Raw genomic sequence first — 23535 nt, forward strand, 5'->3', positions numbered from 1 at the left:
CATGAGTACCGCAACGCTGGTGTTAACCGCAGCAGGCTCCGTCCTGCTGCTGCTTTTTTTGGTGATGAAAGCGCGTATGCACGCCTTTGTTGCCCTGATGCTGGTCTCAATTGGTGCTGGTCTCTTCTCCGGCATGCCGCTGGACAAGATTGCGGATACCATGCAGAAAGGCATGGGCGGCACTCTGGGGTTCCTCGCTATCGTCGTCGCGCTGGGCGCGATGTTCGGCAAAATTCTGCATGAGACAGGTGCGGTGGATCAGATTGCGATCCGCATGCTGAAAACCTTCGGCGAAAGCCGCGCGCACTACGCCATGGGCATCGCCGGCCTGATCTGCGCGCTGCCGCTCTTCTTTGAGGTAGCGGTGGTGCTGCTGATCAGCATCGCGTTTGCCGTGGCGCGCCGCACCCAGGATAACCTGGTGAAGCTGGTGATCCCGCTGTTTGCTGGCGTGGCGGCCTCAGCCGCCTTCCTGCTGCCCGGCCCGGCGCCGATGCTGCTCGCCTCGCAGATGCACGCCGACTTCGGCTGGATGATCCTGCTTGGCCTGTGCGCCGCTATTCCCGGCATGCTGATCGCCGGTCCGCTGTTCGGCTCGCTGATTGCGCGCCGCGTGACCTTTAGCGCGCCGCCGGAAGATCATCAGCCGGACGTCGACCCGGCGAAGCTGCCGTCGTTCAGCTTCAGCCTGGCGCTGATCCTGTTTCCGCTGATGCTGGTGGGGCTAAAGACCATCGGCGCGCGTTTTACCGAGCAGGGCTCTTCTCTCTATGAGTGGCTGGAGTTTATCGGCCATCCCTTTACGGCGATCCTGATCGCCTGTCTGGTGGCGATTTATGGCCTGGCTTACCGTCAGGGTATGGATAAAGAGAAGGTGATGCAGGTTTGCGGCAGTGCGCTGCAGCCCGCGGGCATTATTCTGCTGGTGATTGGCGCGGGCGGGGTGTTTAAGCAGGTGCTGGTGGATTCCGGCGTCGGCCCGGTACTCGGCCATGCGCTGACCGGCGCGGGGCTGCCTGTTGCGCTCGCCTGCTTTATCCTTTCCGGCGCGGTGCGCGTGATTCAGGGGTCTGCTACGGTCGCCTGCCTCACCACGGTCGGGCTGGTCATGCCGGTAATTGAACCGCTGCACTACAGCGGCGCGCAGCTGGCGGCGCTTTCTGTCTGTATCGGCGGTGGCTCTATTATTATCAGCCACGTTAACGATGCGGGCTTCTGGCTGTTTGGCCGCTTTACCGGCGCCACCGAAGGGGAAACCCTGAAGACCTGGACGCTGATGGAAACTATCCTCGGCACCGTCGGCGCCATTGTCGGCATGATCGCCTTTCAGCTGCTGTCGTAACGCCTGAACCGCCGCGCCTCAGCGCGCGGCGGCTTGCTCGTTATCCCTCGAAAAATTCAACCCTGCCGCCGGAGAGGTGGTACATGCTGCCGACAATCTTGATTTTCTTCTGCTCTTCCAGCTGCTTCAGCACCGGGCTGTTGTTGCGGATGTTTTCAATGGTCAGCTCGACATTTTTCCGCGCCACTGCATCGACGAACGCATAGTTGCTGCCGCTACGCTCGCCGCCGTAGACGGTTTTCTCGATGGCTGGCTTAATCTCATCCAGCAGGCCGGTCAGATTGCCCAGCTCGGCGTTATCGATGGCGCCGCGCACCGCGCCGCAGCGCGTGTGTCCCATCACCAGCACCACTTTCGCACCGGAAATGGCGCAGGCGAACTCCATGCTGCCCAGTATGTCGCGGTTGCTGATGTTGCCCGCGACGCGCGCGTTAAAGGTTTCCCCGATCCCGGCGTCCAGCACAATCTCCGCCGGCGCGCGCGAGTCGATGCAGCTCAGGATCACCGCCGCCGGATACTGACCGGTCAGGCTGTTGCGCTTCTGCGCCAGGTAGTCATGCTTTGCCGGACGGTTTTCACGAAAGCGCAGGTTGCCCTGCTTAAAGTGCTCAATAACCGCATCTGGCGTCATCGCATCGCGCGCTTCTTTGCTGAGAGAGGCCGCGAAAGCGATGGTGGGCAGCGCCAGCGCGCCGACGCCGGTGACCGACAGAGCGGAGACTGCCAGCGTCTTTTTCAGAACGGCGCGGCGAGAAGGTTGAGCGGGTTGGTTATTTTTCATTGTCAGGTCCTGATGTGTAGTCTTTTATCGCCGCGCGATAATACGCAGGAACCACAATCAAGACAAAAAGCCTTTAAAAACAAAGCGATTAATCAGACCTAACTTTGCGCTACATCATAATTTCAGGTAGACGCGAATGCCGTCGAGGAACATTTGCGTCGCCAGCATAATCAAAATCAGCCCCATCAGACGCTCCAGCGCGTTGACCCCTTTATCGCCCAGCAGCCGTAAAAATAGCCCTGAAAGCAGCAGGATCGTCACCGTGGCGCCCCAGGCGAGCAGCAGCGCCCCGACCAGGTGCCCCATCTGGTTAGGATACTGATGCGACAGCAGCATCAGCGTCGCCAGCAGCGACGGGCCGGCGACCAGCGGGATCGCCAGCGGCACCAGGAAGGGCTCTTCGCCAGCCGGTAAGCCGCTGGTACTGCTCTCCTCGGACGGGAAAATCATGCGGATGGCGATAAGAAACAGGATCACGCCGCCGGAAATCGACACCGTTTCGGTGCGCAGGTTTAGGAAAGTCAGAATGCGCTCCCCCGCGAAGAGAAACAGCAGCATCAGCACCAGCGCAATCAGCAGCTCGCGGATCAGTACCACGCGCCGACGCTTTGGCTCCAGATGTTTTAACACCGACATAAAAATCGGCAGGTTGCCCAGCGGATCCATAATAAGAAGCAGTAAAATGGTCGCAGAAATCATTTCAGTCATTTTTTTTGGTTATTCCTTACATCCCGACGCGAGGTTATTAGCTGCGCTGCTGAAAAAATTGGCGCAATCGAATTAATTCACTTGCCAGAAAAGCTGCATTTTGTAGAGTTGTTGGGCACAGGTAAATCCATTTATGACGCAGAGCGGAGTGAAAACCCATTCCGTTCTTCCCTTCGGTAAGCAGGTCAGCCGTTATCGCTGACTGAGACGGACAGAAAATGAAGAATGTAGGTTTTATTGGTTGGCGCGGTATGGTCGGCTCCGTGCTGATGTCGCGCATGAGCGAAGAGCGTGATTTTGACGTTATCAATCCGGTCTTCTTCTCCACTTCGCAGCTGGGACAGGCTGCGCCGACGTTTGGCGGCAAGTCCACCGGTGCGCTGCAGGATGCTTTTGATATCGACGCGCTTAAGGCGCTGGATATTATTATCACCTGTCAGGGCGGCGATTATACCAGTGAAGTCTATCCGAAGCTGCGCGCAAGCGGCTGGCAGGGCTACTGGATTGACGCGGCCTCAACGCTGCGCATGAAAGATGACGCCATCATTATTCTCGACCCGGTGAACCATCAGGTGATTCGTCAGGGCCTTGATAAGGGCATTAATACCTTTGTCGGCGGCAACTGCACCGTTAGCCTGATGCTGATGTCGCTGGGCGGCCTGTTTGCTCAGGATCTGGTGGAGTGGGCCTCGGTTGCCACCTACCAGGCAGCATCCGGCGGCGGGGCGCGCCATATGCGTGAACTGCTGACCCAGATGGGCATGCTGCATAACCATGTCGCCACCTCGCTGCAGGATCCAGCGTCGGCCATTCTCGACATCGAGCGCAGCGTCACCGAGCTGACCCGCTCCGGCACGCTGCCGACCGATAACTTCGGCGTGCCGCTGGCCGGCAGCCTGATCCCCTGGATTGACAAGCAGCTCGACAACGGCCAGAGCCGCGAAGAGTGGAAAGGCCAGGCGGAAACCAACAAGATCCTCGGCACCCAGAAAACCATTCCGGTTGACGGCCTGTGCGTGCGCGTCGGCGCGCTGCGCTGCCACAGCCAGGCGTTTACCCTGAAGCTGAAAAAAGATGTGCCGCTGGCAGAAATTGAACAGCTGCTGGCATCGCACAATGAATGGGTGAAAGTGGTGCCCAACGACCGCGAGCTGACCATGCGTGAGCTGACGCCCGCAGCGGTCACCGGCACGCTGACCACGCCGGTCGGCCGTCTGCGCAAGCTCAATATGGGGCCGGAATATCTCTCCGCCTTTACCGTTGGCGATCAGCTGCTGTGGGGCGCCGCCGAGCCGCTGCGCCGCATGCTGCGACTGCTGGTCGACTAACAGAAAAAACTAAGCGAAGCCGGGAGTCCCCCGGCTTTTTGCCTGATTATTCTGAAATAAGTCAAACAACTTACCTTCTGTAAGTGATCGGCTTCCCTTTTTTACGTCCCCGCTAACAATTTTTTGTTTTCTGCCCTGGCAACTTGCAAGCCCAAGCTATGATTTAACCATGATGTGCCGGTTGTTGACTGTTTTGCATTTCGCACTGAATAGTTGTTGTACACGGCAAAGTTCTTTTCCCACGGAGTGGTTTCCTTTCTCTGCCGTTGTACGCATGGCTCAATGAAGAGCAGCGCACCTGATGCATGGCTTAGGCCGCGCTCATTTCGCCTGCCACATAATCACAGGAAGAAAGTCATGTCAGAGCTTCCCGATCGCCTGGCGATCAATGCCCTGTTTGCGGGTAACTATTCCGATCCCTTCGCGTTGCTGGGGATGCACCAGACAGCCAACGGGCTGGAAGTCAGGGCGCTGCTGCCCGACGCTTCGGAAGTATGGGTAATTGAAACCAATACCGGGCGCAAAGTCGCCCAGCTGAAATGCCTCGACTCGCGCGGCTTTTTCAGCGCGGTGGTGCCGCGCCGCAAGAATATGTTTCGCTACCAGCTGGCGGTGAACTGGCACGGTCAGCAGAACCTGATCGACGACGCCTATCGCTTCGGGCCACTGCTGCAGGAGATGGACGCCTGGCTGCTGGCGGAAGGCACCCATCTGCGCCCCTACGAAACCCTGGGTGCGCACGGCGCGGTGATTGACGACGTGCACGGCACGCGCTTCAGCGTCTGGGCGCCCAACGCGCAGCGCGTTTCGGTGGTGGGCGATTTCAACTTCTGGGACGGCCGTCGCCATCCGATGCGCTTCCGCCGCGAAATGGGCATCTGGGAGCTGTTTGTGCCCGGCGCGTATAACGGCCAGCTCTATAAATTCGAAATCGTCGATAACAGCGGCCAGCTGCGTATCAAGGCGGATCCTTACGCTTTCGAGGCGCAGATGCGTCCGCAAACCGCGTCGACCATCTGCGGCCTGCCGCCAAAGGTCGAAATGGCCGAAGAGCGCAAGGCGCGCAACGAATTTGACGCGCCGATTTCCATCTATGAAGTTCACCTTGGCTCATGGCGTCGCCATACCGACAACAACTTCTGGCTCAGCTACAAAGAGCTGGCGGAGCAGCTGGTGCCCTATGTCAAAGAGATGGGCTTTACCCATATCGAGCTGATGCCGATCAATGAGCATCCCTTTGATGGCAGCTGGGGCTATCAGCCGCTCGGCATGTATGCGCCGACGCGTCGCTTCGGTACGCGTGACGAGTTCCTCTATTTCATCAACGCCGCGCACGAGGCGGGCCTCAACGTGCTGCTCGACTGGGTGCCGGGCCACTTCCCCAGCGACGATTTCGGCCTGGCGAAGTTCGACGGCACCGAGCTGTATGAGCACAGCGATCCGCGCGAAGGCTATCATCAGGACTGGAACACCCTGATCTACAATTTTGGCCGCCGCGAGGTAAGTAACTATCTGGCGGGCAACGCGCTCTACTGGCTGGAGCGTTACGGCATCGACGGTTTGCGCGTCGATGCGGTGGCCTCGATGATCTACCGCGACTACAGCCGCGCTGAAGGCGAATGGGTGCCGAACCACTACGGCGGGCGGGAGAATCTCGAAGCTATCGCCTTCCTGCGCTACACCAACCGCACGCTGGGACGCGCCGCGCCGGGCACCGTCACCATCGCCGAAGAGTCCACCGACTTCAACGGCGTATCGCGTCCGCCGGAATCGGGCGGCCTCGGCTTCTGGTACAAGTGGAACCTGGGCTGGATGCACGACACTCTCGACTATATGAAGCTCGATCCGGTCTACCGCAGTCATCATCACGACCTGATGAGCTTCGGCATCATGTACAACTACACCGAAAACTTCGTGCTGCCGCTCTCGCACGACGAAGTGGTACACGGCAAGAAGTCGCTACTGGACCGTATGCCGGGCGATCCCTGGCAGAAGTTCGCTAACCTGCGCGCCTATTACGGCTGGATGTGGGCCTTCCCCGGCAAGAAACTGATGTTTATGGGCGGCGAGTTTGCCCAGGGCAAAGAGTGGAACCACGACGTCAGCCTGGACTGGCATCTGCTGGAGGGGGCGGATAACTGGCACCACGGCGTGCAGCGACTGGTGCGCGACCTTAACCATACCTATCGCCACTTCGCGCCGATGTACCAGCTCGATTTCGACCCGGCTGGCTTTGAGTGGCTGGTGGTGGACGATCGCGAAAACTCCGTCTTCGTCTTTGTGCGCCGCGACCGCGATGGCAACGAAATCATTGTTGCCAGTAACTTTACGCCGGTGCCGCGCCACAACTATCGCTTCGGCGTTAATCAGGCGGGGAGCTGGCGCGAAGTGATCAACACCGATCAGCACAGCTATCACGGCAGCGATACGCGCAATCCGGTGGTGCATACCGATGAGATCGCCAGCCACAACCGGCCGCAGTCGCTGTCGCTGACGCTGCCGCCGCTCGCGACAATCTGGCTGGTGAAGGAGGCGGAATGACGCTGCTTCCGGGACGTGCTGAGCCGCCAGGCGCCAGTTACGACGGTAAGGGCGTTAACTTTACGCTCTTCACCCGGCATGCCGCGCGCGTCGAGCTTTGCCTGTTTGATGATGGCAAAGAGCGGCGCTTCGATCTGCCTGCGCGAACCGGCGATATCTGGCACGGCTACGCGGCCGCGCTTAAACCGGGCCAGCGCTACGGCTTTCGCGTTCACGGCCCCTGGGCGCCGGAGTGCGGACACCGCTTTAATCCCGCCAAGCTGCTGGTCGATCCCTGCGCCCGCGCAGTTGAGGGCGAGGTAGCGGACGACCCGCGTCTCTACGGCGGTATCGAGCAGCCTGACGAGCAGGACAGCGCCGCCGTGGCCCCTAAGTCGCTGGTGGTGGCGGAGGACTTCGACTGGGAAGGGGATGTCGCCCCGCGCACCCCCTGGGGCAACACGGTGATTTACGAGGCGCACGTCCGCGGCCTGACGCAGCGACATCCGGAAATTCCGGAATCGCTGCGCGGGACTTACGCTGCGCTTGGCCATCCTGTTATGGTGAATTACCTGCGCCATCTCGGCGTAACCGCGCTGGAGCTGCTGCCGGTAGCCCATTTCGCCAGCGAGCCGCGCCTGCAGCGTCTCGGGCTAAGCAACTACTGGGGCTATAACCCCTTTGCGCTGTGGGCCGTCAATCCGCGCTACGCCTCGCAGCAGAGCGCGTCGCCGCTGGAGGAGTTTCAGCAGGCGGTAAAGAATCTGCATGCGGCAGGGATTGAGGTGCTGCTGGACGTGGTGTTCAACCACACCGCTGAACTGGAGGAGATCGGCCCGACGCTGTCGCAGCGCGGCGTCGATAACGCCAGCTACTACTGGCTGGGGCCGCAGGGCGAATATCAAAACTGGACCGGATGCGGCAATACCCTCAACCTCAGCGACCCCGAGGTGATGAACTGGGCGCTGGAGGCGCTGCGCTACTGGGTGCGCGTCTGCCATGTTGACGGCTTTCGCTTCGATCTGGCACCGGTGCTGGGGCGCACCCCCGATTTTTCGGCGCACGCGCCGCTGTTTGAGGCGATCAAAGCCTGCCCGCTGCTTTCTCAGGTCAAGCTGATCGCTGAACCCTGGGATATCGGGCCGGGTGGCTATCAGGTCGGCAATTTTCCACCGCTGTTCGCCGAATGGAACGACCATTTCCGCGACGATATGCGGCGCTTCTGGCTGCATCGCGACGTCAGCAACGGCGCGTTCGCCCGCCGCTTTGCCGCCTCCAGCGACCTGTTTCAGCGTGACGGCCGCCTGCCGCACGCCGCCGTCAACCTGATAACCGCGCATGACGGCTTTACGCTGCGCGATGTGGTGAGCTTTAACCACAAGCATAACCAGGCCAACGGCGAGGATAACCGCGACGGCAGCAACGGCAATTTCAGCCATAACCACGGCGTGGAAGGGCTGCGCGCCAGCTTCGACGTGATCGAGCGCCGCCGCCTGAGCACGCATGCGCTGCTGACGTCGCTGCTGCTGGCGCAGGGCACGCCGATGCTGCTCGCCGGCGACGAGCGCGGCCACAGCCAGCACGGCAACAACAACGCCTACTGTCAGGATAACCTCCTGACCTGGCTCGACTGGCAGGAAGAAGAGAGCAGTCTGGTAGAATTTACCGCCGCCCTGATCCGTTTGCGTCAGCAGATCCCGGCGTTAACCGCCGATCGCTGGTGGCAAGAGGGCGACGGCAATGTGCAGTGGTTCAATGCCAGCGGCAAACCACTGCAGCGAGAGGAGTGGGAGCAGAAGGCGCACAGAATGCAGATCCTGCTCTCCGGCCGCTGGTTAATAACAATAAACGCCACGGATTCGGTGAGTGACATCGCCTTACCAGACGGAGAATGGCGTGCCGTTCCTCCTTTCGCCGGGGATGACAACCCCATTTTGTCGACTGTCTGGCATGGTCCCGCACACGGTGTGTGCGTGTTCCAAAAGCAATCATAAGGAGTCAGACATGGTTAAGTTAGACAGAACCGATCACCTGATGCTGGCCCGCCAGCTCCCTACACAGACGGTTGCGCTGATCCTCGCCGGGGGAAGAGGCACGCGCCTGAAAGACCTGACCGCCAAACGCGCCAAGCCCGCGGTGCACTTTGGCGGCAAGTTTCGCATCATCGACTTTGCTCTTTCGAACTGCATTAACTCGGGCATCCGCCGCATCGGCGTGATAACGCAGTACCAGTCGCATACGCTAACGCAGCACGTTCAGCGCGGCTGGTCTATCTTCAACGAAGAGATGAATGAATTTGTGGATTTGCTGCCGGCGCAGCAGCGAACGCAGACTGAACACTGGTATCGCGGCACCGCTGACGCCGTGACCCAGAACCTCGACATTATTCGCCGCTATCAGGCGCAGTACATCGTGATTCTGGCCGGGGATCATATTTATAAAATGGACTATTCGCGCATGCTGCTCGACCACGTCGACGCCAACGCGAAGTGCACCATCGCCTGTCTGCCCGTGCCGCTGCACGAAGCGACCGCCTTTGGCGTAATGGCGGTGGATGAACACAATAAAGTGATCGACTTTGTAGAGAAACCGCCGCAGCCGCCCGCCATGCCCGGCGACGATACGCAGGCGCTGGCCAGCATGGGGATCTACGTGTTTAACGCCGATTATCTCTATCAGCTGCTGGAGGAAGATCTCCAGGAGCCGGAGTCCAACCACGACTTTGGTAAAGATATTCTGCCGAAAGTGGTGGCGAGCGGCGAAGGGTACGCCCATTCGTTTACGCTCTCCTGTGTACAGCAGGATGAAAATTCGCCGCCTTACTGGCGCGATGTCGGGACGCTGGAAGCCTACTGGCGCGCTAACCTCGATCTCGCATCTGTGACGCCGGAACTGGATATGTACGACATTACCTGGCCGATCCGCACGCATATGGAGCCGTTGCCGCCCGCTAAGTTCGTGCAGGATCGCTCGGGCAGCCACGGCATGACGATGAATTCGCTGATCTCTGGCGGCACCATCATCTCCGGCTCGGTCGTGGTGAATTCCGTCTTGTTTCCGCGCGTGCGCGTTAACTCGTTTTGCAATATCGATTCCGCCGTACTGCTGCCGGACGTGGTGGTAGGACGCTCCTGCCGTCTGCGTCGCTGCGTGATCGACCGCGCCTGCGTACTGCCGGAAGGTATGGTGATAGGAGAGAATCCTGACGAGGATAGTCGTCGGTTTTACCGTTCAGAAGAGGGGATCGTTCTGGTCACACGCGCCATGCTTGCCAGGCTGGCCAGCGCGTAGCCGACAACGATAACAAGCACCATATAATCGACGCGAGGATCGCGCCCGATCACTTATTAAGAGGCCGAGGATGCAGGTTTTACATGTCTGTTCAGAACTTTTTCCGCTGCTAAAAACCGGCGGGTTGGCTGATGTTGTTGGGGCATTGCCACAGGCGCAGATTGCGGATGGAACGGATACGCGGGTGCTGTTGCCCGCTTTTCCCGATTTGCGCAAAGGGATCCCTGAAACGGAGGTAGTGGCCGAGCTGCAGACTTTTGCCGGTCCGACACGGCTGCTGTTTGGTCATTTCAACGGCGTCGGCATCTATCTGATCGACGTGCCGGAGCTTTATGACCGGCCCGGCAGCCCGTATCACGATACGTCGCAGTTTGCCTATGTGGATAACTATCTGCGCTTCGCGCTGCTGGGCTGGATGGGATGCGAAATCGCCAGCGGGCTCGACACCTACTGGCGGCCCGATATCGTGCATGCGCACGACTGGCATGCGGGCCTGACCTGCGCCTATCTGGAGGCGCGTGGACGTCCGGCGAAATCGGTGTTTACCGTCCACAACCTGGCCTATCAGGGGCTGTTCAACGCGCGCCATCTGGACGAAATTGAGCTGCCGCGATCCTTTTTCGACATGCACGGGCTGGAGTTCTACGGACAGATCTCCTATCTGAAGGCGGGCCTCTTTTACGCCGACCATATCACCGCCGTTAGCCCGACCTATGCGCATGAAATTACGCGCCCGGAATTTGGCTACGGTATGGAGTCGCTGCTGGAGCAGCGGCTGCGTGAAGGGCGCCTGAGCGGCATTCTTAACGGCGTCGATCCCGGTATCTGGGATCCGGCGCACGATCTGCTGCTCAGCGCGCGCTACAACCGCGACACGCTGGAGGCGAAGGCGGAGAACAAACGGCAGCTGCAGATCGCCATGGGGCTGAAGGTGGACGACAGCGTGCCGGTGTTTGGGGTGATCAGCCGTCTGACGCGGCAAAAAGGGCTGGACCTGGTGCTGGAGGCGCTGCCAGGCCTGCTGGCGCAGGGCGGCCAGCTGGTGCTGCTGGGACAGGGCGACGCGGAGCTGCAGCAGGGCTTCCTTGCGGCGGCGGCGGAGCACCCCGGCAGCGTTGGCGTGCAGATCGGCTATCACGAAGCCTTCTCGCACCGCATCGTCGGCGGCGCGGACGTCATTATGGTGCCGAGCCGGTTTGAACCCTGCGGGCTGACGCAGCTCTACGGTCTCAAATATGGCACGCTGCCGCTGGTGCGGCGCACGGGCGGCCTGGCCGATACGGTTAACGACAGCTCGCTGGAGAACCTGGCCGACGGCATCGCCAGCGGATTCAGCTTTGAAGACAGTAACGCCTGGTCGCTGCTGCGGGCGATTCGACGTGCTTTTGTATTGTGGTCGCGGCCTTCTCTCTGGCGTTACGTTCAGCGACAGGCGATGGGGATGGATTTCAGTTGGCAAGTGGCCGCGCAGGCCTACCGCGATCTTTACCAACGTTTGCTGTAACCAGAGACTGGGATAACTGATATGAATGCTCCTTTCACCTATACGTCGCCGACACTGACGGTCGAAGCGCTGAAACACTCGATTGCCTATAAGCTGATGTTTACCATCGGTAAAGATCCTTCCGTGGCGAACCAGCATGACTGGCTCAACGCCTCGCTGCTGGCGGTGCGCGACCGCATGGTGGAGCGCTGGCTGCGTTCCAGCCGCGCGCAGCTGTCGCAGGATGTCCGCCAGGTTTACTGCCTGTCGATGGAGTTTCTGCTGGGCCGGACGTTGGGCAACGCTTTAATGGCAATGGGCATTTATGACGATCTCAATCAGGCGCTGGACGAGATGGGACTAAACCTTGCCGATCTGATGGAAGAAGAGAACGACCCCGGCCTCGGTAACGGCGGGCTGGGGCGGCTGGCCGCCTGTTTTCTCGACTCGCTCGCCACGCTGGGCCTGCCGGGACGCGGCTACGGCATTCGCTATGATTACGGCATGTTCCGGCAGAATATTATCGACGGCGAGCAGAAAGAGTCGCCCGATTACTGGCTGGAGTATGGCAACCCCTGGGAGTTCCAGCGCTACAACACGCGCTACAAGGTGCGCTTCGGCGGCCGCATTCAGCATGAGGGAGCGAAGGTCCGCTGGCTGGAAACCGAAGAGATCGTCGCGATGGCGTACGATCAAATCATTCCCGGCTTCGACACCGACGCCACCAATACGCTGCGCCTGTGGGGCGCGCAGGCGAGTAACGAAATCAACCTGGGCAAATTCAACCAGGGCGATTACTTTGCTGCGGTAGAAGATAAAAACCACTCGGAAAACGTCTCGCGCGTGCTCTATCCCGACGATTCAACCTACTCGGGACGCGAGCTGCGTCTGCGTCAGGAGTATTTCCTGGTGTCCGCCACGGTGCAGGATATCCTTAACCGTCACTGGCAGATGCACAAAACCTGGTCCAACCTTGCGGACAAGATCGCCATCCACCTTAACGATACCCATCCGGTGCTGGCGATCCCGGAGCTGATGCGCCTGTTGATCGACGAGCACAAGTTCACCTGGGACGATGCGTTTGAAGTAACCTGTCAGGTCTTCTCCTACACCAACCACACGCTGATGAGCGAGGCGCTGGAAACCTGGCCGGTAGAGATGATCGGCAAGATCCTGCCGCGCCATCTCGGCATTATTTTCGAGATCAACGACTACTTCCTGAAGACCATTCAGGAGTACTACCCCGATGACTGGGATCTGCTGTCGCGCATTTCGATCATTGATGAGAACAACGGCCGCCGTATTCGTATGGCGTGGCTGGCGGTGGTGGTGAGCCACAAGGTTAACGGCGTCTCTGAGCTGCACTCCAATCTGATGGTGCAGTCGCTGTTCGCCGACTTTGCGCGTCTGTTCCCGGGCCGTTTCTGCAACAAGACCAACGGCGTGACGCCGCGTCGCTGGCTGGCGCTGGCTAACCCGGCGCTGTCGGAACTGCTGGATGAGGAGATTGGCCGCACCTGGCGTACCGATCTTAGCCAGCTCGCCGAGCTGAACCAGCAGATCGACTATCCGGCGTTTATCGAGAAAGTCGCCGACGCCAAGTTTGATAACAAGCGCCGCCTGGCGGACTGGGTGGCGAAGAATATGGATGTGGTGCTGGATCCCCACGCGCTGTTCGACGTGCAGATCAAGCGCATCCATGAATATAAACGTCAGCTGCTGAACGTGCTGCACGTTATCACCCGCTATAACCGTATCAAGGCCGATCCCAGCGCTGACTGGGTGCCGCGCGTGAATATCTTTGCCGGCAAGGCGGCTTCGGCCTACTACACCGCCAAGCATATTATTCACCTGATCAACGATGTGGCGAGCGTGATCAATAACGATCCGCAGGTGAAGAACAAGCTGAAGGTGGTGTTTATTCCAAACTACAGCGTCAGCCTGGCGCAGATCATTATTCCGGCGGCGGATCTCTCCGAACAGATTTCGACGGCGGGCACCGAGGCGTCGGGCACCAGCAATATGAAGTTCGCGCTTAACGGCGCGCTGACCATCGGCACGCTGGACGGTGCCAACGTAGAGATGCTGGAGCATGTGGGTGAGGAGAATATCTTTATTTTCGGCAACACCACGCCGCAGGTCGAAGCGTTGCGCAGCGGCGGTTACAACCCGCGTAAATATTACGAAGAGGATGCCGAGCTGCATCAGGTGCTGACGCAAATCGCCTCGGGCGTTTTCAGCCCGCAGGAGCCAGGCCGCTACCGCAATCTGTTCGATTCGCTGGTGAACTTTGGCGACCACTATCAGCTGCTGGCGGATTACCGCAGCTATGTGGATACCCAGGATAAGGTGGATGAGCTCTATCGTAAGCCGGAGGAGTGGCAGCGTCGCGCTGCGCTGAATATTGCCAATATGGGGTATTTCTCTTCTGACCGTACGATTCAGGAGTATGCGGATGAGATTTGGCATATTAAGCCAGTGAGGCTGTGAGGGGTTTGCCTGCTGCGCAGGCGGCTCTGAGCAGGTTTCGTTCGGCTGGCGGTTTGCCTGCTGCGCAGGCGGCTCTGAGTGGGGCTTGTTCGGCTGGCGGGTTGCCTGCTGCGCAGGTGGCTCTGAGTGGGGCTTGTTCGCTGGGCGGGATGCCTGCTGCGCAGGCGGCTCTGAGCAGGTTTCGTTCGCCCGGCAGCCGGGCAGTTTCATTTCGCCCTCTGCGGGCGACCGAGCAGGGCCGGTAGGCGCCGGCCCTGCACCCGCGCCCCGGGCCAGCTCACCCGCCCGCTGCGCGGGTCCCTTCGCTCTGTCAGGATTTCTGACGGACCGGCTGGATTCGCCATCCCTGGCTCATGCCAGCCTCTTCGCGGCATCCCTGCCGCTCGTCCTGAAATCCCTCCTCCGCTCAGCGGCTGCGATGGCCCCCACAACCCCCGCTGCACGTCCTGATTTCTGAAGGCGCAACCTTATCGCTGCAGGTATGAATCATGTATTCAGACGACACAGCCGTTAATAACAACCGCAACCTTGTCGCTGTAAGCGTGAATCATGTATTCAGACGACACCGTCGTTAATAAAAACCGCAACCTTATCTCTGTAAGGGCGAACCCTGCATACAGACAACGCAGCCGTTAATAAAAAACAGGGAAATTACAGGCGGGGGGTGGGAGAGGCATCCGACACGCTGAGGCGCGCACGGCGGCCAGGACGAGCCGACAGGACGTCGGCGAGAGGGAGGGCCAGGCCAGGACGGCCTGTCCCGACCGGTCCGTGGGGCCGACGTAAGCAACGAAGGGACCGCGCGGAGCGCGGCGTGGAGGCTGCCGGAAGCCGGGATTGTTAAGGGGCTGGCGAGCCCCTTAACACGCACGCCGGCAGCGGAGCTGCTGAAACTCCCTGCCGCCTGGCGGGCGGAACCCGCTCAGAGCCCGTTCGCGCAGCGAACATAAGCCACCTGTCGCGCAGTCAAACCCCCAGCGGGCGGCCCCCGCTCAGCGCCCGTTCGTGCAGCGAACACAAGCCACCTGCTGCACAGGCAACCCCCAGCGGGCGGCCCCCGCTCAGCGCCCGTTCGCGCAGCGAACACAAGCCACCTGCTGCACAGTCAACCCCCATCGGGCGGCCCCCGCTCAGCGCCCGTTCGCGCAGCGAACACAAGCCACCTGCTGCACAGTCAACCGCCAGCGAGCGGCCCCCGCTCAGCCCCCATTCGCGCAGCGAACCTGATCCGCCTGTCCAACAGGCAAAAAAAACGGGGCTATCGCCCCGTTAATCTTACTCTTCTTTAGCTCGCCAGCGACAAACTCGGCTTCTGGCTATGCATCGCCAGCCACTCCGCCACGCGCGCCTGCTGCGCCTCGTTCAGCCACATCCCTTGCTTGGTGCGGCGCCAGATAGCGTCATCCAGCTCGCGCACCCACTCGTTCTGCACCAGATAGCGCAGCTCGGCTTCATAAAAATCGTGACCAAAGTTCTCGCCCAGGTCCTCAAGGCGAGTCGCGCCGTCGAGCAGCGTTTCAGTGCTGCTGCCGTAGGTGCGGGCGAAATGACGCGCCATACCTTCGGTAATAAACGGATAACGACGACGCAGGCTGGCAGCGTAATCTTCACGGGTACCGGCAATATCGCCGCCCGGCAGCACGCAGTTTTTCGTCCATGCCGGACCAGCATCAGGGAAATACTTCGTCAGCTTCTCCAGCGCGTGCTCAGCCAGCTTACGATAGGTGGTCAGCTTGCCGCCGAACACCGACAGCAGCGGCGCCTGACCGTTATCGTCGCGCACGTCCAGCGTATAGTCGCGGGTAATCGCCTGCGGTGAATCAGACTCATCGTCACACAGCGGACGCACGCCGGAGTAGCTCCAGACCACGTCGTTGCGCGCCAGCGGCTTCTTGAAGTGGCTGTTGTAAATCTTGAGCAGATAGTCGATCTCGCTCTCGTCGATTTTGACGTTCTTCGGATCGCCTTTATATTCCACATCGGTGGTGCCGATAATGGAGAAATCGTCCATCCACGGAATAACAAACACGATGCGGTTATCTTCGTTCTGCAGAATGTAAGACTGCTTCTCGTTATGCACGCGCGGCACCACGATATGGCTGCCTTTAATCAGGCGAATGCCGTAAGGCGATTTCAGCTTCAGGCCGTCGTCGAACAGCTGCTTAACCCAGGGGCCAGCCGCATTCACCAGCGCTTTTGCGCGCCAGGTATAGGTTTTACCGCTGTCGACATCTTCCGCTTCCACCATCCACAGGCCGTTTTCACGCCAGGCGCGCGTTACGCGAGTGCGGGTACGCACCTCGCCGCCGCGCTTCACCACTTCCTGCGCGTTCAATACCACCAGGCGCGCATCGTCTACCCAGCAGTCTGAATATTCGAAACCGCGCGTGATTTCCGGCTTCAGGGCCGAATCCGCGCCAAAACGCAGGCTCTTACTGCCCGGCAGGCTGGTGCGTTTGCCGAGGTGATCGTATAAAAACAGGCCAGCGCGAATCATCCACGCCGGACGCAGATGGGGACGGTGCGGCAGACGGAAGCGCATCGGGAAAGCGATATGCGGTGCCATCTTCAGCAGCACTTCACGCTCGGCCAGCGCCTCGCTGACCAGACGGAATTCATAGTGTTCGAGGTAGCGCAGGCCGCCGTGAATCAGCTTTGAACTGGCGGAAGAGGTCGCGCAAGCCAGGTCCCGCGCCTCCAGCATCAGCACTGACAGGCCGCGTCCTGCAGCGTCTGCTGCAATGCCGGCACCGTTGATGCCGCCGCCGATCACGATCAGGTCTTTGGTTTCCACGTCATCTCCTCCGATGTTCGGAATAGTTCATTAATGTTCGTTTTCGAGCATAATCATAATCGCAAACCAACATTGATGCCAGTGTTTAACGTGGTAAAAACATTTTAGCGTGATATAGCTAACATTCTTGTTGATAAATAAATACAAAGCCGGACCCTTTGTCAGGTTATTGGGACTGCTTATCGGGTTACACTAGAGGGTAATTGTGACGTCTTAACGAGAGAATCATGGAAACCTTCGAATGCATTAACGTTCAGCAGGCCAGCGAACATCTGGCACAGGGCGCGCAGCTGGTCGATATTCGCGATCCGCAAAGCTTCGCCCTCGGCCATGCGGAAAAGGCACTGCACCTGAGCAACGGCAACCTTAACGACTTCTTGTCCAGCGCCAGCCGCGAGCTGCCGGTGCTGGTGATGTGCTATCACGGCAACAGCAGCAAAGGCGCCGCGCAATATCTGCTGAGTCAGGGCTTCAGCGCCGCCTACAGCATCGATGGCGGTTTTGACGCCTGGCGCGCCGCGTTTCCGGCGCAGGTTGTCACCGGCGACGCGTGAGCCGCGCCTGATGAACAAGGAGAGTGAGTAATGGTGCGTATTACGCAGTTTAATAACCCGCGCATGGCGCAGGCGTTTGTCGACTATATGGCGACGCGCGGCGTCGCGCTGCGCATTGAGCAGGATGGTCATTACCTCATCCTGCTCGATGACGAGAGCCAGCTTGAAATGGTCGAAAACGAACTTCAGCAGTTCGTGCGCCAGCCGGACCATCCTCGCTATCAGGCCGCCAGCTGGCATACCGGCAACACCAAAAGCGGCCTGCGCTACGAGCGCAGCAACCTGTGGGGCAATATTCGCGATCGCGCCGGTCCGCTCACCATGACCGTGCTTTTTGCCTGTATCGCGGTATTTATCCTGATGCAGATCTTTGGCGATCAGACGGTGCTGCTGTGGCTGAGCTGGCCGGACGGGCCGGGCCAGTATCTTCAGGTGTGGCGCTGGTTCAGCCATGCGCTGCTGCACTTTTCGCTGCTGCATATCCTGTTCAACCTGATGTGGTGGTGGTATCTCGGCGGCGCGGTGGAGAAGCGGCTCGGCAGCGGCAAGCTGTTTGTCATTATGCTGATCTCGGCGCTGCTCAGCGGTTTCGTACAGGCGAAATTTAGCGGCATCTGGTTCGGCGGTTTGTCGGGCGTGGTCTATGCGCTGATGGGCTACTGCTGGCTGCGCGGCGAGCGCGACCCTGAAAGCGGCGTCTATCTGGAACGTGGACTGATTGGTTTCGCTATTGTGTGGCTGGTGATCGGCTGGTATGGCGCGTTCGGGCTCGCCATCGCCAACGGCGCCCACGTCGCCGGTCTGCTGGTCGGGCTGGCGATGGCCTTTGTCGACACCCGTGCAGTGCGGCGCCGTTAGCGCCGGATAAGAAGAGAAAACAGGAGAGTAATGTGAAGCAGACGCAACGTCATGACGCCATTATCGATCTGGTCCGGCGTCAGGGATATGTCAGTACCGAAGAGCTGGTAGAACATTTTGAGGTAAGCCCGCAAACCATCCGTCGCGATCTCAACGACCTCGCCGATCAGAATAAAATTCAGCGCCATCACGGCGGTGCGGCGCTGCCGTCCAGCTCTGAAAATACCGCCTGGCAGGAACGTAAGATGATGTGGTCGGCGGAAAAAGCGCGCATCGCCGAACGCGTCGCCAGCGAAATTCCAGACGGCGCGACCTTGTTTATCGATATCGGCACGACGCCGGAGGCTGTGGCCTATGCGCTGCTGAACCATAAGAATCTGCGCGTGGTAACCAACAATATCAATGTGGCGACGCTGCTGATGTGTAAGCCCGATTTTCGCCTGATTATCGCAGGCGGCGAAGTGCGCACGCGCGACGGCGGCATTATGGGAGAAGCGACCCTCGACTTCATCTCTCAGTTCCGCCTCGACTACGGCATCCTCGGCATCAGCGGCATCGATATGGACGGGTCGCTGCTGGAGTTTGACTACCACGAGGTGCGCACCAAGCGCGCCATTATCGAAAACTCACGCTGCGTGATGCTGGTGGTTGACCATTCGAAATTCGGCCGCAACGCAATGGTGAATCTCGGCAATATGGGGCTGATTGACCAGCTCTATACCGACAAGCAGCCGCCCGCCAGCATTATGAAGGTGATCGAGCAGCATGAGGTGCAGCTCGAACTCTGCTGATTGCGCAAAAGGTGCCTCTGAGCTGGTGCCATCGCACCGGCGTAACAGCAGCATCTTTGCCGGCTCGACCCGCACAAATACGCACCTCATCGTTGAGGTGCGCCTCAAACAGCCAACGCGTTGCGTTGCTTAAACGCGCTCCCGCCATTGTCCCTGTTGCGCTTCAGACCCTTCCGCTTGTTGCTTGCATTTCTGACCAGCCCGCCTTTTTCTTTGTTTCCTGTCGATTTTTTCCCCAGCGCCGTCTTTACTTAATGCTCTGTTTGCCTGCGCGCAAACATCTATCACACCGCAACTCAATGGCATTGGATTAAGACGCTAAGGGGACAGCATGAAAGAGAGCGCACTGGATCGCGCGGCAGTAGCCGCCGGAATCTCCCTGACCTATACCAACGCCAAAGGCGAACCGGAAGCCATCAGCGACGAAACCAAGCGCGCGCTGCTTGCGGTCATGGGCGATGCCACAAAAGAGAAGGGTGCGCCGCTGCCGCCGGTGCAGGTATTGAGCGGCGGCGCAGCGCGCCAGCTTAACCCGGAAGGGCGCGGCCGTTATCAGTGGCGGCTGCGCAGCGAAAAGGGCCGCGAGTTTAGCGGTGAACTTGAGGCCGGCGAGCCTTTTAAGCTGCCGTCGCCGCTCGGGCATGGCTATCACCAGCTGACCCTGACTAAAGGCCGGAAGCAGTGGCAGACGCGCCTGATCCTGACGCCGCGCCGCTGCTGGCTGCCCGCGCCGCTGCGCAACGGCGAGAAGCGCTGGGGCGCGCTGGTGCAGCTCTATACCGTGCGCTCCGCCGATAACTGGGGCATCGGCGATTTTGGCGATCTGCAGCAGCTGCTGGAGCAGGTGGCGCGTCAGGGCGGTGACTTCGTCGGGCTTAATCCGCTGCATGCGCTCTATCCCGCAACACCCGATTTCGCCAGTCCTTACAGCCCCTCGTCGCGCCGCTGGCTGAACATTATCTATATCAGCGTGGCGCAGCTGGAAGATTTTCAGCAGAGCGCCGCGGCGCAAAAGTGGTGGAAAGCGGCGAAAACCCAGCGCGCGCTGGCAAAAGCGCGCGATAGCGAATTTGTTGATTACGAAACGGTGATGGCGCTGAAGCTTGCCGCGCTGCGTCACGCCTGGGCGCAGTTCAGCCTGCGCGCGGAAGATGACGCGCAGCGGCAGGCATTCGCCGCCTTCGTTGATGACGGCGGCGACAGCCTGCGCTATCAGGCGGCCTACGACGGCCTGCAGGCGGAGCGCCGCGCCGGAGATGCGGACGCCTGGGGCTGGCCCGCCTGGCCGGAAAGCTGGCGCAACAGCCAGTCGCCTGAGGTACAGCGCTGGTGCGAAACCCATGAAGAGGAGATCGCCTTCTGGCAGTGGCTGCAGTGGCTGGCGCAAACCCAGTTCGCTCAGTGCTGGGCGCGCAGCCAGGCGCTGAAGATGACGGTAGGGCTCTATCGCGATCTGGCGGTGGGCGTGGCGGAAGGCAGCGCAGAGACCTGGCACGATCCTGAGCTCTATCGCCTGGAAGCCTCGGTCGGCGCGCCGCCGGATCGCCTCGGACCGCTGGGACAAAACTGGGGCCTGCCGCCGATGGATCCGCACGTGATGCGGGCGCGTGGCTATCAGCCTTTTATCGACATGCTGCGCGCCAATATGCGCGACTGCGGCGCGCTACGCATCGATCACGTTATGGCGCTGCTGCGGCTGTGGTGGGTGCCAAAAGGAGAAACCGCTGATAAAGGCGCCTACGTCAGCTATCCGGTACAGGATCTGCTGGGCATTCTGGCACTGGAGAGCCAGCGGCATCGCTGCATGGTTATTGGCGAAGATCTCGGGACGGTACCGCCGGAAATTGTCGGCCTGCTGCGGGCCAGCGGCGTGTTTTCATGGAAAGTGATGTGGTTTGAGCAGCAGCGCGACGGCAGCTATCGCCTGCCCGGTGACTATCCGCGTCAGTCGATCGCCAGCGCCAGCACGCACGATCTGCCGACGCTGAGCGGCTTCTGGAACGCGGGCGACTTCGCGCTGGGGGAGAAGCTTAAGCTCTATCCCGGCAAAGAGGTGCTGCAGTCGCTGCATGAACAGCGCGCGAAACAGAAACAGGCGCTGCTGGACGCGCTGCATCAGGCGGGCGCGATGCCGGCGCGCAGCGCGCGTCAGGCGGATAAGCTGGCGATGACGCCCGCCCTCAATCTGGCGATGCATAAATTTCTCGCGGCGACCGGCAGCGCGCTGCTCGGCCTGCAGCCTGAAGACTGGATAGGGATGACCACCCCGGTGAACGTGCCGGGCACCGTGGATCAATACCCCAACTGGCGACGCAAGCTGGCGCAGCCGCTGGAGGCGATCTTTACGGATAAAGCGGTGACGAAGCTGTTAAAGGCGGTGAGTCAGACGCGCAGAGGGGAATAGCGGATGGCGCGCGACGGTCGGGGACTGTCGCGCGTCGAGGCGATTAGTAGTAGGAGTGCTCGCCGCGCTGGTGCTCGGTGATATCGCGCACGCCTTTCAGTTCCGGGAAAGCAGCCTGCAGCTCTTTCTCGATACCATCTTTCAGAGTGACGTCAATCATCGAACAGCCGTTGCAGCCGCCGCCGAACTGCAGGATGGCGAAACCGTCGTCGGTGATCTCCATCAGCGAGACGCGACCGCCGTGACCGGCGAGCTGCGGGTTAATCTGCGCCTGCAGCAGGTACTCAACGCGCTCCGCCAGCGGCGCGTCGTCAGGGACTTTGCGCATTTTGGCGTTCGGCGCTTTCAGCGTCAGCTGAGAGCCGAGATTGTCGGTCACGAAGTCGATTTCGGCGTCTTCAAGGTAAGGCGCGCTCAGCTCATCAACGTAGGCCGAAAGCTTCTCGAACTTCAGCTCGGTGTCGGTCGCTTCTACCGCGTCCGGCGGGCAGTAAGAGACGCCGCACTCGGCGGTCGGCGTACCCGGGTTAATAACGAATACGCGAATCTGGGTGCCATCTTCCTGTTTTGACAGCAGTTTAGCGAAGTGCTCCTGGGCAGAGTCTGTAATTCGGATCATGGCAATTGCTCAATAGTTGACTAATTTAGTTGGTTATAATACGCCCATCACCGACGCTCTACAAGGTACGGCACAGGCACCATATTTGTACGCTGGCCGCCCCCTGCGCCAGCAAAATGCGGCCGATCTCTCCTACGGTATGCCCCGTTGTCACCACATCGTCTATTAGCGCGATATGGCGTCCGCGCACGTCGATTTCAAGGCGAAAGGCGCCGCGCACGTTGCGGCGGCGCTGCGAGGCGGGTAGCTGGTGCTGCAGCGCGCCGCGTCGCCTGCGGCGCACGCCGTCGCAAAATTCGCAGCCCAGCCAGCGCGCCAGCGGCTGGGCCAGCAGCGCCGCCTGGTTATAGCCGCGTCGGCAGGCGCGGCTTTTATGCAGCGGCACGCAGAGCAGCAAATCTGGCCGCGTCAGCCCGCGCGTGCGGTGAGCGTCCAGCCAGCTTAGCAAAAGCAGTCGCGCCAGCATCACCCTGAGTGCGGTTACGCCGGAAAACTTCAGCTGATGCACCCAGCGGCGCAGCGGCGGCTGATAGTCGCTGACGCAGACCAGCGACTGCCAGGGGGGCGGCGATCGCAGGCAGCGGCCGCAGGCGACGCGAGAGGATGCGGCGGGCAGGCCGCAGCGCGGACAGAGGATCGGCAGCGGCGGCAGGGCGCGCAGGCAAGGGCTGCACAATCCATGTACCGCGACGCGCAGCGGCAGTCGACATAGCCAACAGAGGGTGGGCATTGGTAGCATAGCGGCCTCCTTAACCTTTTACGGGATAGTAACTGATGACCTCGCTTTACTGGCGCACCTGCGGAGAAGGAAATGTGGATCTTGTGCTGCTGCACGGCTGGGGGCTGAACGCGGAGGTGTGGCAAAGCATCGTGCCGCGACTCAGCCCCCATTTCCGCCTGCACCTGGTCGATCTGCCGGGCTATGGCCGCAGCCAGGGGTTCGGCGCGCTTTCGCTGGCGGAGATGGCGCAGCTGCTGCTGCCCCATTTGCCGCCGCGCGCGCTGCTGTTGGGCTGGTCGCTGGGCGGGCTGGTGGCGACCGAGCTGGCGCTGCGCGCGCCGCAGCAGATCGCGGGAACGATCAGCGTCGCCTCTTCGCCCTGTTTTACCGCCGGTGAGGCGTGGCCGGGCATTAAGCCGGAGACGTTAGCGACTTTCCGCACGCAGCTTAACAGCGACTTCCAGCGCACCGTCGAGCGTTTCCTGGCGTTGCAGACGCTGGGCACCGACAGCGCCCGGCAGGATGCGCGCCGCTTAAAAGAGGTGGTGCTGGCGCAGCCGATGCCGCCGGTGGCGGTACTCGACGGCGGGCTGGCGATCCTGCGCGAGGTCGATTTGCGCGATCGGCTGCCGCAGCTCGCCATGCCGTTTTTACGTCTGTATGGCGCGCTGGACGGCCTGGTGCCGCGTCGCATCGCGTCGCTGCTCGACGCTGCGCTTCCCGCTTCGCCTTCCGTCGTGATGGAAAAAGCCGCGCACGCGCCCTTTATTTCGCACCCGGACGCCTTCTGCCAGCATATTCTTGATTTCAGAAAGGAGTTTTATCGTTAAACCGGGCGCGACGCTGGCAAT

General features: G+C 60.4%; 17 protein-coding genes. 12 read left to right on the top strand and 5 right to left on the bottom strand.

The annotated features are described in order from the left end of the window. Nucleotide 1 precedes the first annotated feature (1 nt). On the top strand, nt 2-1342 hold the full coding sequence (gene gntU / locus LB453_RS03550) for a gluconate transporter (protein ID WP_103796324.1): 1341 nt from the start codon (nt 2-4) through the stop codon (nt 1340-1342). Nucleotides 1343-1382: 40 nt separating this feature from the next. Here gntU and LB453_RS03555 read toward each other — a convergent pair whose 3' ends face one another. Together LB453_RS03555 and LB453_RS03560 are read right to left on the bottom strand one after the other, a co-directional pair. Further along, entirely contained in the window at nt 1383-2123 is a 741-nt protein-coding gene (locus tag LB453_RS03555) for a carbonic anhydrase (RefSeq protein ID WP_103796325.1), read from the bottom strand. Between the two features lie 114 nt (nt 2124-2237). Next, the gene (locus LB453_RS03560) at nt 2238-2831 is read right to left on the bottom strand and encodes a YhgN family NAAT transporter (protein WP_103796326.1); all 594 of its coding nucleotides are present in this window, start codon (nt 2829-2831) and stop codon (nt 2238-2240) included. A 218-nt stretch (nt 2832-3049) separates the two neighbouring features. Here LB453_RS03560 and asd point away from each other — a divergent pair, with 218 nt between their 5' ends. The 6 genes from asd to glgP all read left to right on the top strand — a co-directional run bounded on the left by asd (nt 3050) and on the right by glgP (nt 13943). Next, nucleotides 3050-4159, top strand: a complete 1110-nt coding sequence (gene asd, locus LB453_RS03565; protein ID WP_103796327.1) for an aspartate-semialdehyde dehydrogenase — start codon at nt 3050-3052, stop codon at nt 4157-4159. Nucleotides 4160-4516: 357 nt separating this feature from the next. Next, nucleotides 4517-6700, top strand: coding sequence for a 1,4-alpha-glucan branching enzyme (gene glgB, locus LB453_RS03570; protein WP_103796328.1), 2184 nt, complete (start codon nt 4517-4519; stop codon nt 6698-6700). After that, a complete protein-coding gene (gene glgX / locus LB453_RS03575; protein WP_103796329.1) occupies nt 6697-8673 on the top strand; it encodes a glycogen debranching protein GlgX in 1977 nt (658 codons plus the stop codon). Before glgB ends, glgX begins: the two co-directional genes overlap by 4 nt. A gap of 10 nt (nt 8674-8683) precedes the next feature. Beyond that, nucleotides 8684-9970, top strand: a complete 1287-nt coding sequence (glgC, locus tag LB453_RS03580; RefSeq protein WP_103796330.1) for a glucose-1-phosphate adenylyltransferase — start codon at nt 8684-8686, stop codon at nt 9968-9970. Between the two features lie 70 nt (nt 9971-10040). Beyond that, nucleotides 10041-11474, top strand: a complete 1434-nt coding sequence (glgA, locus tag LB453_RS03585) for a glycogen synthase GlgA (protein ID WP_224481595.1) — start codon at nt 10041-10043, stop codon at nt 11472-11474. 21 nt (nt 11475-11495) lie between these two features. Next, nucleotides 11496-13943: a glycogen phosphorylase gene (gene glgP, locus LB453_RS03590; RefSeq protein WP_224481596.1), complete on the top strand. Its 2448-nt coding sequence runs from the start codon at nt 11496-11498 to the stop codon at nt 13941-13943. A 1285-nt stretch (nt 13944-15228) separates the two neighbouring features. On the opposite strand, the gene glpD is transcribed toward glgP, so the two are convergent. Further along, nucleotides 15229-16737, bottom strand: coding sequence for a glycerol-3-phosphate dehydrogenase (gene glpD, locus LB453_RS03595; protein ID WP_103796333.1), 1509 nt, complete (start codon nt 16735-16737; stop codon nt 15229-15231). A 227-nt stretch (nt 16738-16964) separates the two neighbouring features. On the opposite strand from glpD, the gene glpE reads away from it, so the two are divergent. The 4 genes from glpE (at nt 16965) to malQ (ending at nt 21344) form a co-directional block, all read left to right on the top strand. After that, nucleotides 16965-17291, top strand: coding sequence for a thiosulfate sulfurtransferase GlpE (glpE, locus tag LB453_RS03600; protein WP_103796334.1), 327 nt, complete (start codon nt 16965-16967; stop codon nt 17289-17291). A gap of 33 nt (nt 17292-17324) precedes the next feature. Further along, entirely contained in the window at nt 17325-18149 is an 825-nt protein-coding gene (gene glpG / locus LB453_RS03605) for a rhomboid family intramembrane serine protease GlpG (protein ID WP_103796399.1), read from the top strand. A 32-nt stretch (nt 18150-18181) separates the two neighbouring features. Further along, nucleotides 18182-18940 carry a DeoR/GlpR family transcriptional regulator gene (locus LB453_RS03610; protein WP_033753150.1) on the top strand — a complete coding sequence of 253 codons (759 nt, stop codon included), beginning with the start codon at nt 18182-18184 and terminating at the stop codon, nt 18938-18940. A gap of 331 nt (nt 18941-19271) precedes the next feature. Further along, the gene (gene malQ, locus LB453_RS03615) at nt 19272-21344 is read left to right on the top strand and encodes a 4-alpha-glucanotransferase (RefSeq protein WP_103796335.1); all 2073 of its coding nucleotides are present in this window, start codon (nt 19272-19274) and stop codon (nt 21342-21344) included. A 43-nt stretch (nt 21345-21387) separates the two neighbouring features. Here malQ and nfuA read toward each other — a convergent pair whose 3' ends face one another. Next, the gene (gene nfuA / locus LB453_RS03620) at nt 21388-21963 is read right to left on the bottom strand and encodes a Fe-S biogenesis protein NfuA (RefSeq protein ID WP_103796336.1); all 576 of its coding nucleotides are present in this window, start codon (nt 21961-21963) and stop codon (nt 21388-21390) included. A 58-nt stretch (nt 21964-22021) separates the two neighbouring features. Further along, a complete protein-coding gene (gntX, locus tag LB453_RS03625) occupies nt 22022-22702 on the bottom strand; it encodes a DNA utilization protein GntX (protein WP_103796337.1) in 681 nt (226 codons plus the stop codon). A gap of 35 nt (nt 22703-22737) precedes the next feature. Here gntX and bioH point away from each other — a divergent pair, with 35 nt between their 5' ends. Beyond that, entirely contained in the window at nt 22738-23514 is a 777-nt protein-coding gene (bioH, locus tag LB453_RS03630) for a pimeloyl-ACP methyl ester esterase BioH (RefSeq protein WP_103796338.1), read from the top strand. The last annotated feature ends 21 nt before the right edge of the window (nt 23515-23535 follow it).

It is taken from the genome of Pantoea agglomerans (genome assembly GCF_020149765.1).
GTDB lineage: Bacteria > Pseudomonadota > Gammaproteobacteria > Enterobacterales > Enterobacteriaceae > Pantoea > Pantoea alvi.

What these genes read in the sequence shown, in the direction of transcription:
- gntU (WP_103796324.1), top strand. Translation starts at nt 2, where the DNA reads ATGAGTACCGCAACGCTGGTGTTAACCGCAGCAGGCTCCGTCCTGCTG.
- LB453_RS03555 (WP_103796325.1), bottom strand. Translation starts at nt 2,123, where the DNA reads ATGAAAAATAACCAACCCGCTCAACCTTCTCGCCGCGCCGTTCTGAAA.
- LB453_RS03560 (WP_103796326.1), bottom strand. Translation starts at nt 2,831, where the DNA reads ATGACTGAAATGATTTCTGCGACCATTTTACTGCTTCTTATTATGGAT.
- asd (WP_103796327.1), top strand. Translation starts at nt 3,050, where the DNA reads ATGAAGAATGTAGGTTTTATTGGTTGGCGCGGTATGGTCGGCTCCGTG.
- glgB (WP_103796328.1), top strand. Translation starts at nt 4,517, where the DNA reads ATGTCAGAGCTTCCCGATCGCCTGGCGATCAATGCCCTGTTTGCGGGT.
- glgX (WP_103796329.1), top strand. Translation starts at nt 6,697, where the DNA reads ATGACGCTGCTTCCGGGACGTGCTGAGCCGCCAGGCGCCAGTTACGAC.
- glgC (WP_103796330.1), top strand. Translation starts at nt 8,684, where the DNA reads ATGGTTAAGTTAGACAGAACCGATCACCTGATGCTGGCCCGCCAGCTC.
- glgA (WP_224481595.1), top strand. Translation starts at nt 10,041, where the DNA reads ATGCAGGTTTTACATGTCTGTTCAGAACTTTTTCCGCTGCTAAAAACC.
- glgP (WP_224481596.1), top strand. Translation starts at nt 11,496, where the DNA reads ATGAATGCTCCTTTCACCTATACGTCGCCGACACTGACGGTCGAAGCG.
- glpE (WP_103796334.1), top strand. Translation starts at nt 16,965, where the DNA reads ATGGAAACCTTCGAATGCATTAACGTTCAGCAGGCCAGCGAACATCTG.
- malQ (WP_103796335.1), top strand. Translation starts at nt 19,272, where the DNA reads ATGAAAGAGAGCGCACTGGATCGCGCGGCAGTAGCCGCCGGAATCTCC.
- nfuA (WP_103796336.1), bottom strand. Translation starts at nt 21,963, where the DNA reads ATGATCCGAATTACAGACTCTGCCCAGGAGCACTTCGCTAAACTGCTG.
- gntX (WP_103796337.1), bottom strand. Translation starts at nt 22,702, where the DNA reads ATGCTACCAATGCCCACCCTCTGTTGGCTATGTCGACTGCCGCTGCGC.
- bioH (WP_103796338.1), top strand. Translation starts at nt 22,738, where the DNA reads ATGACCTCGCTTTACTGGCGCACCTGCGGAGAAGGAAATGTGGATCTT.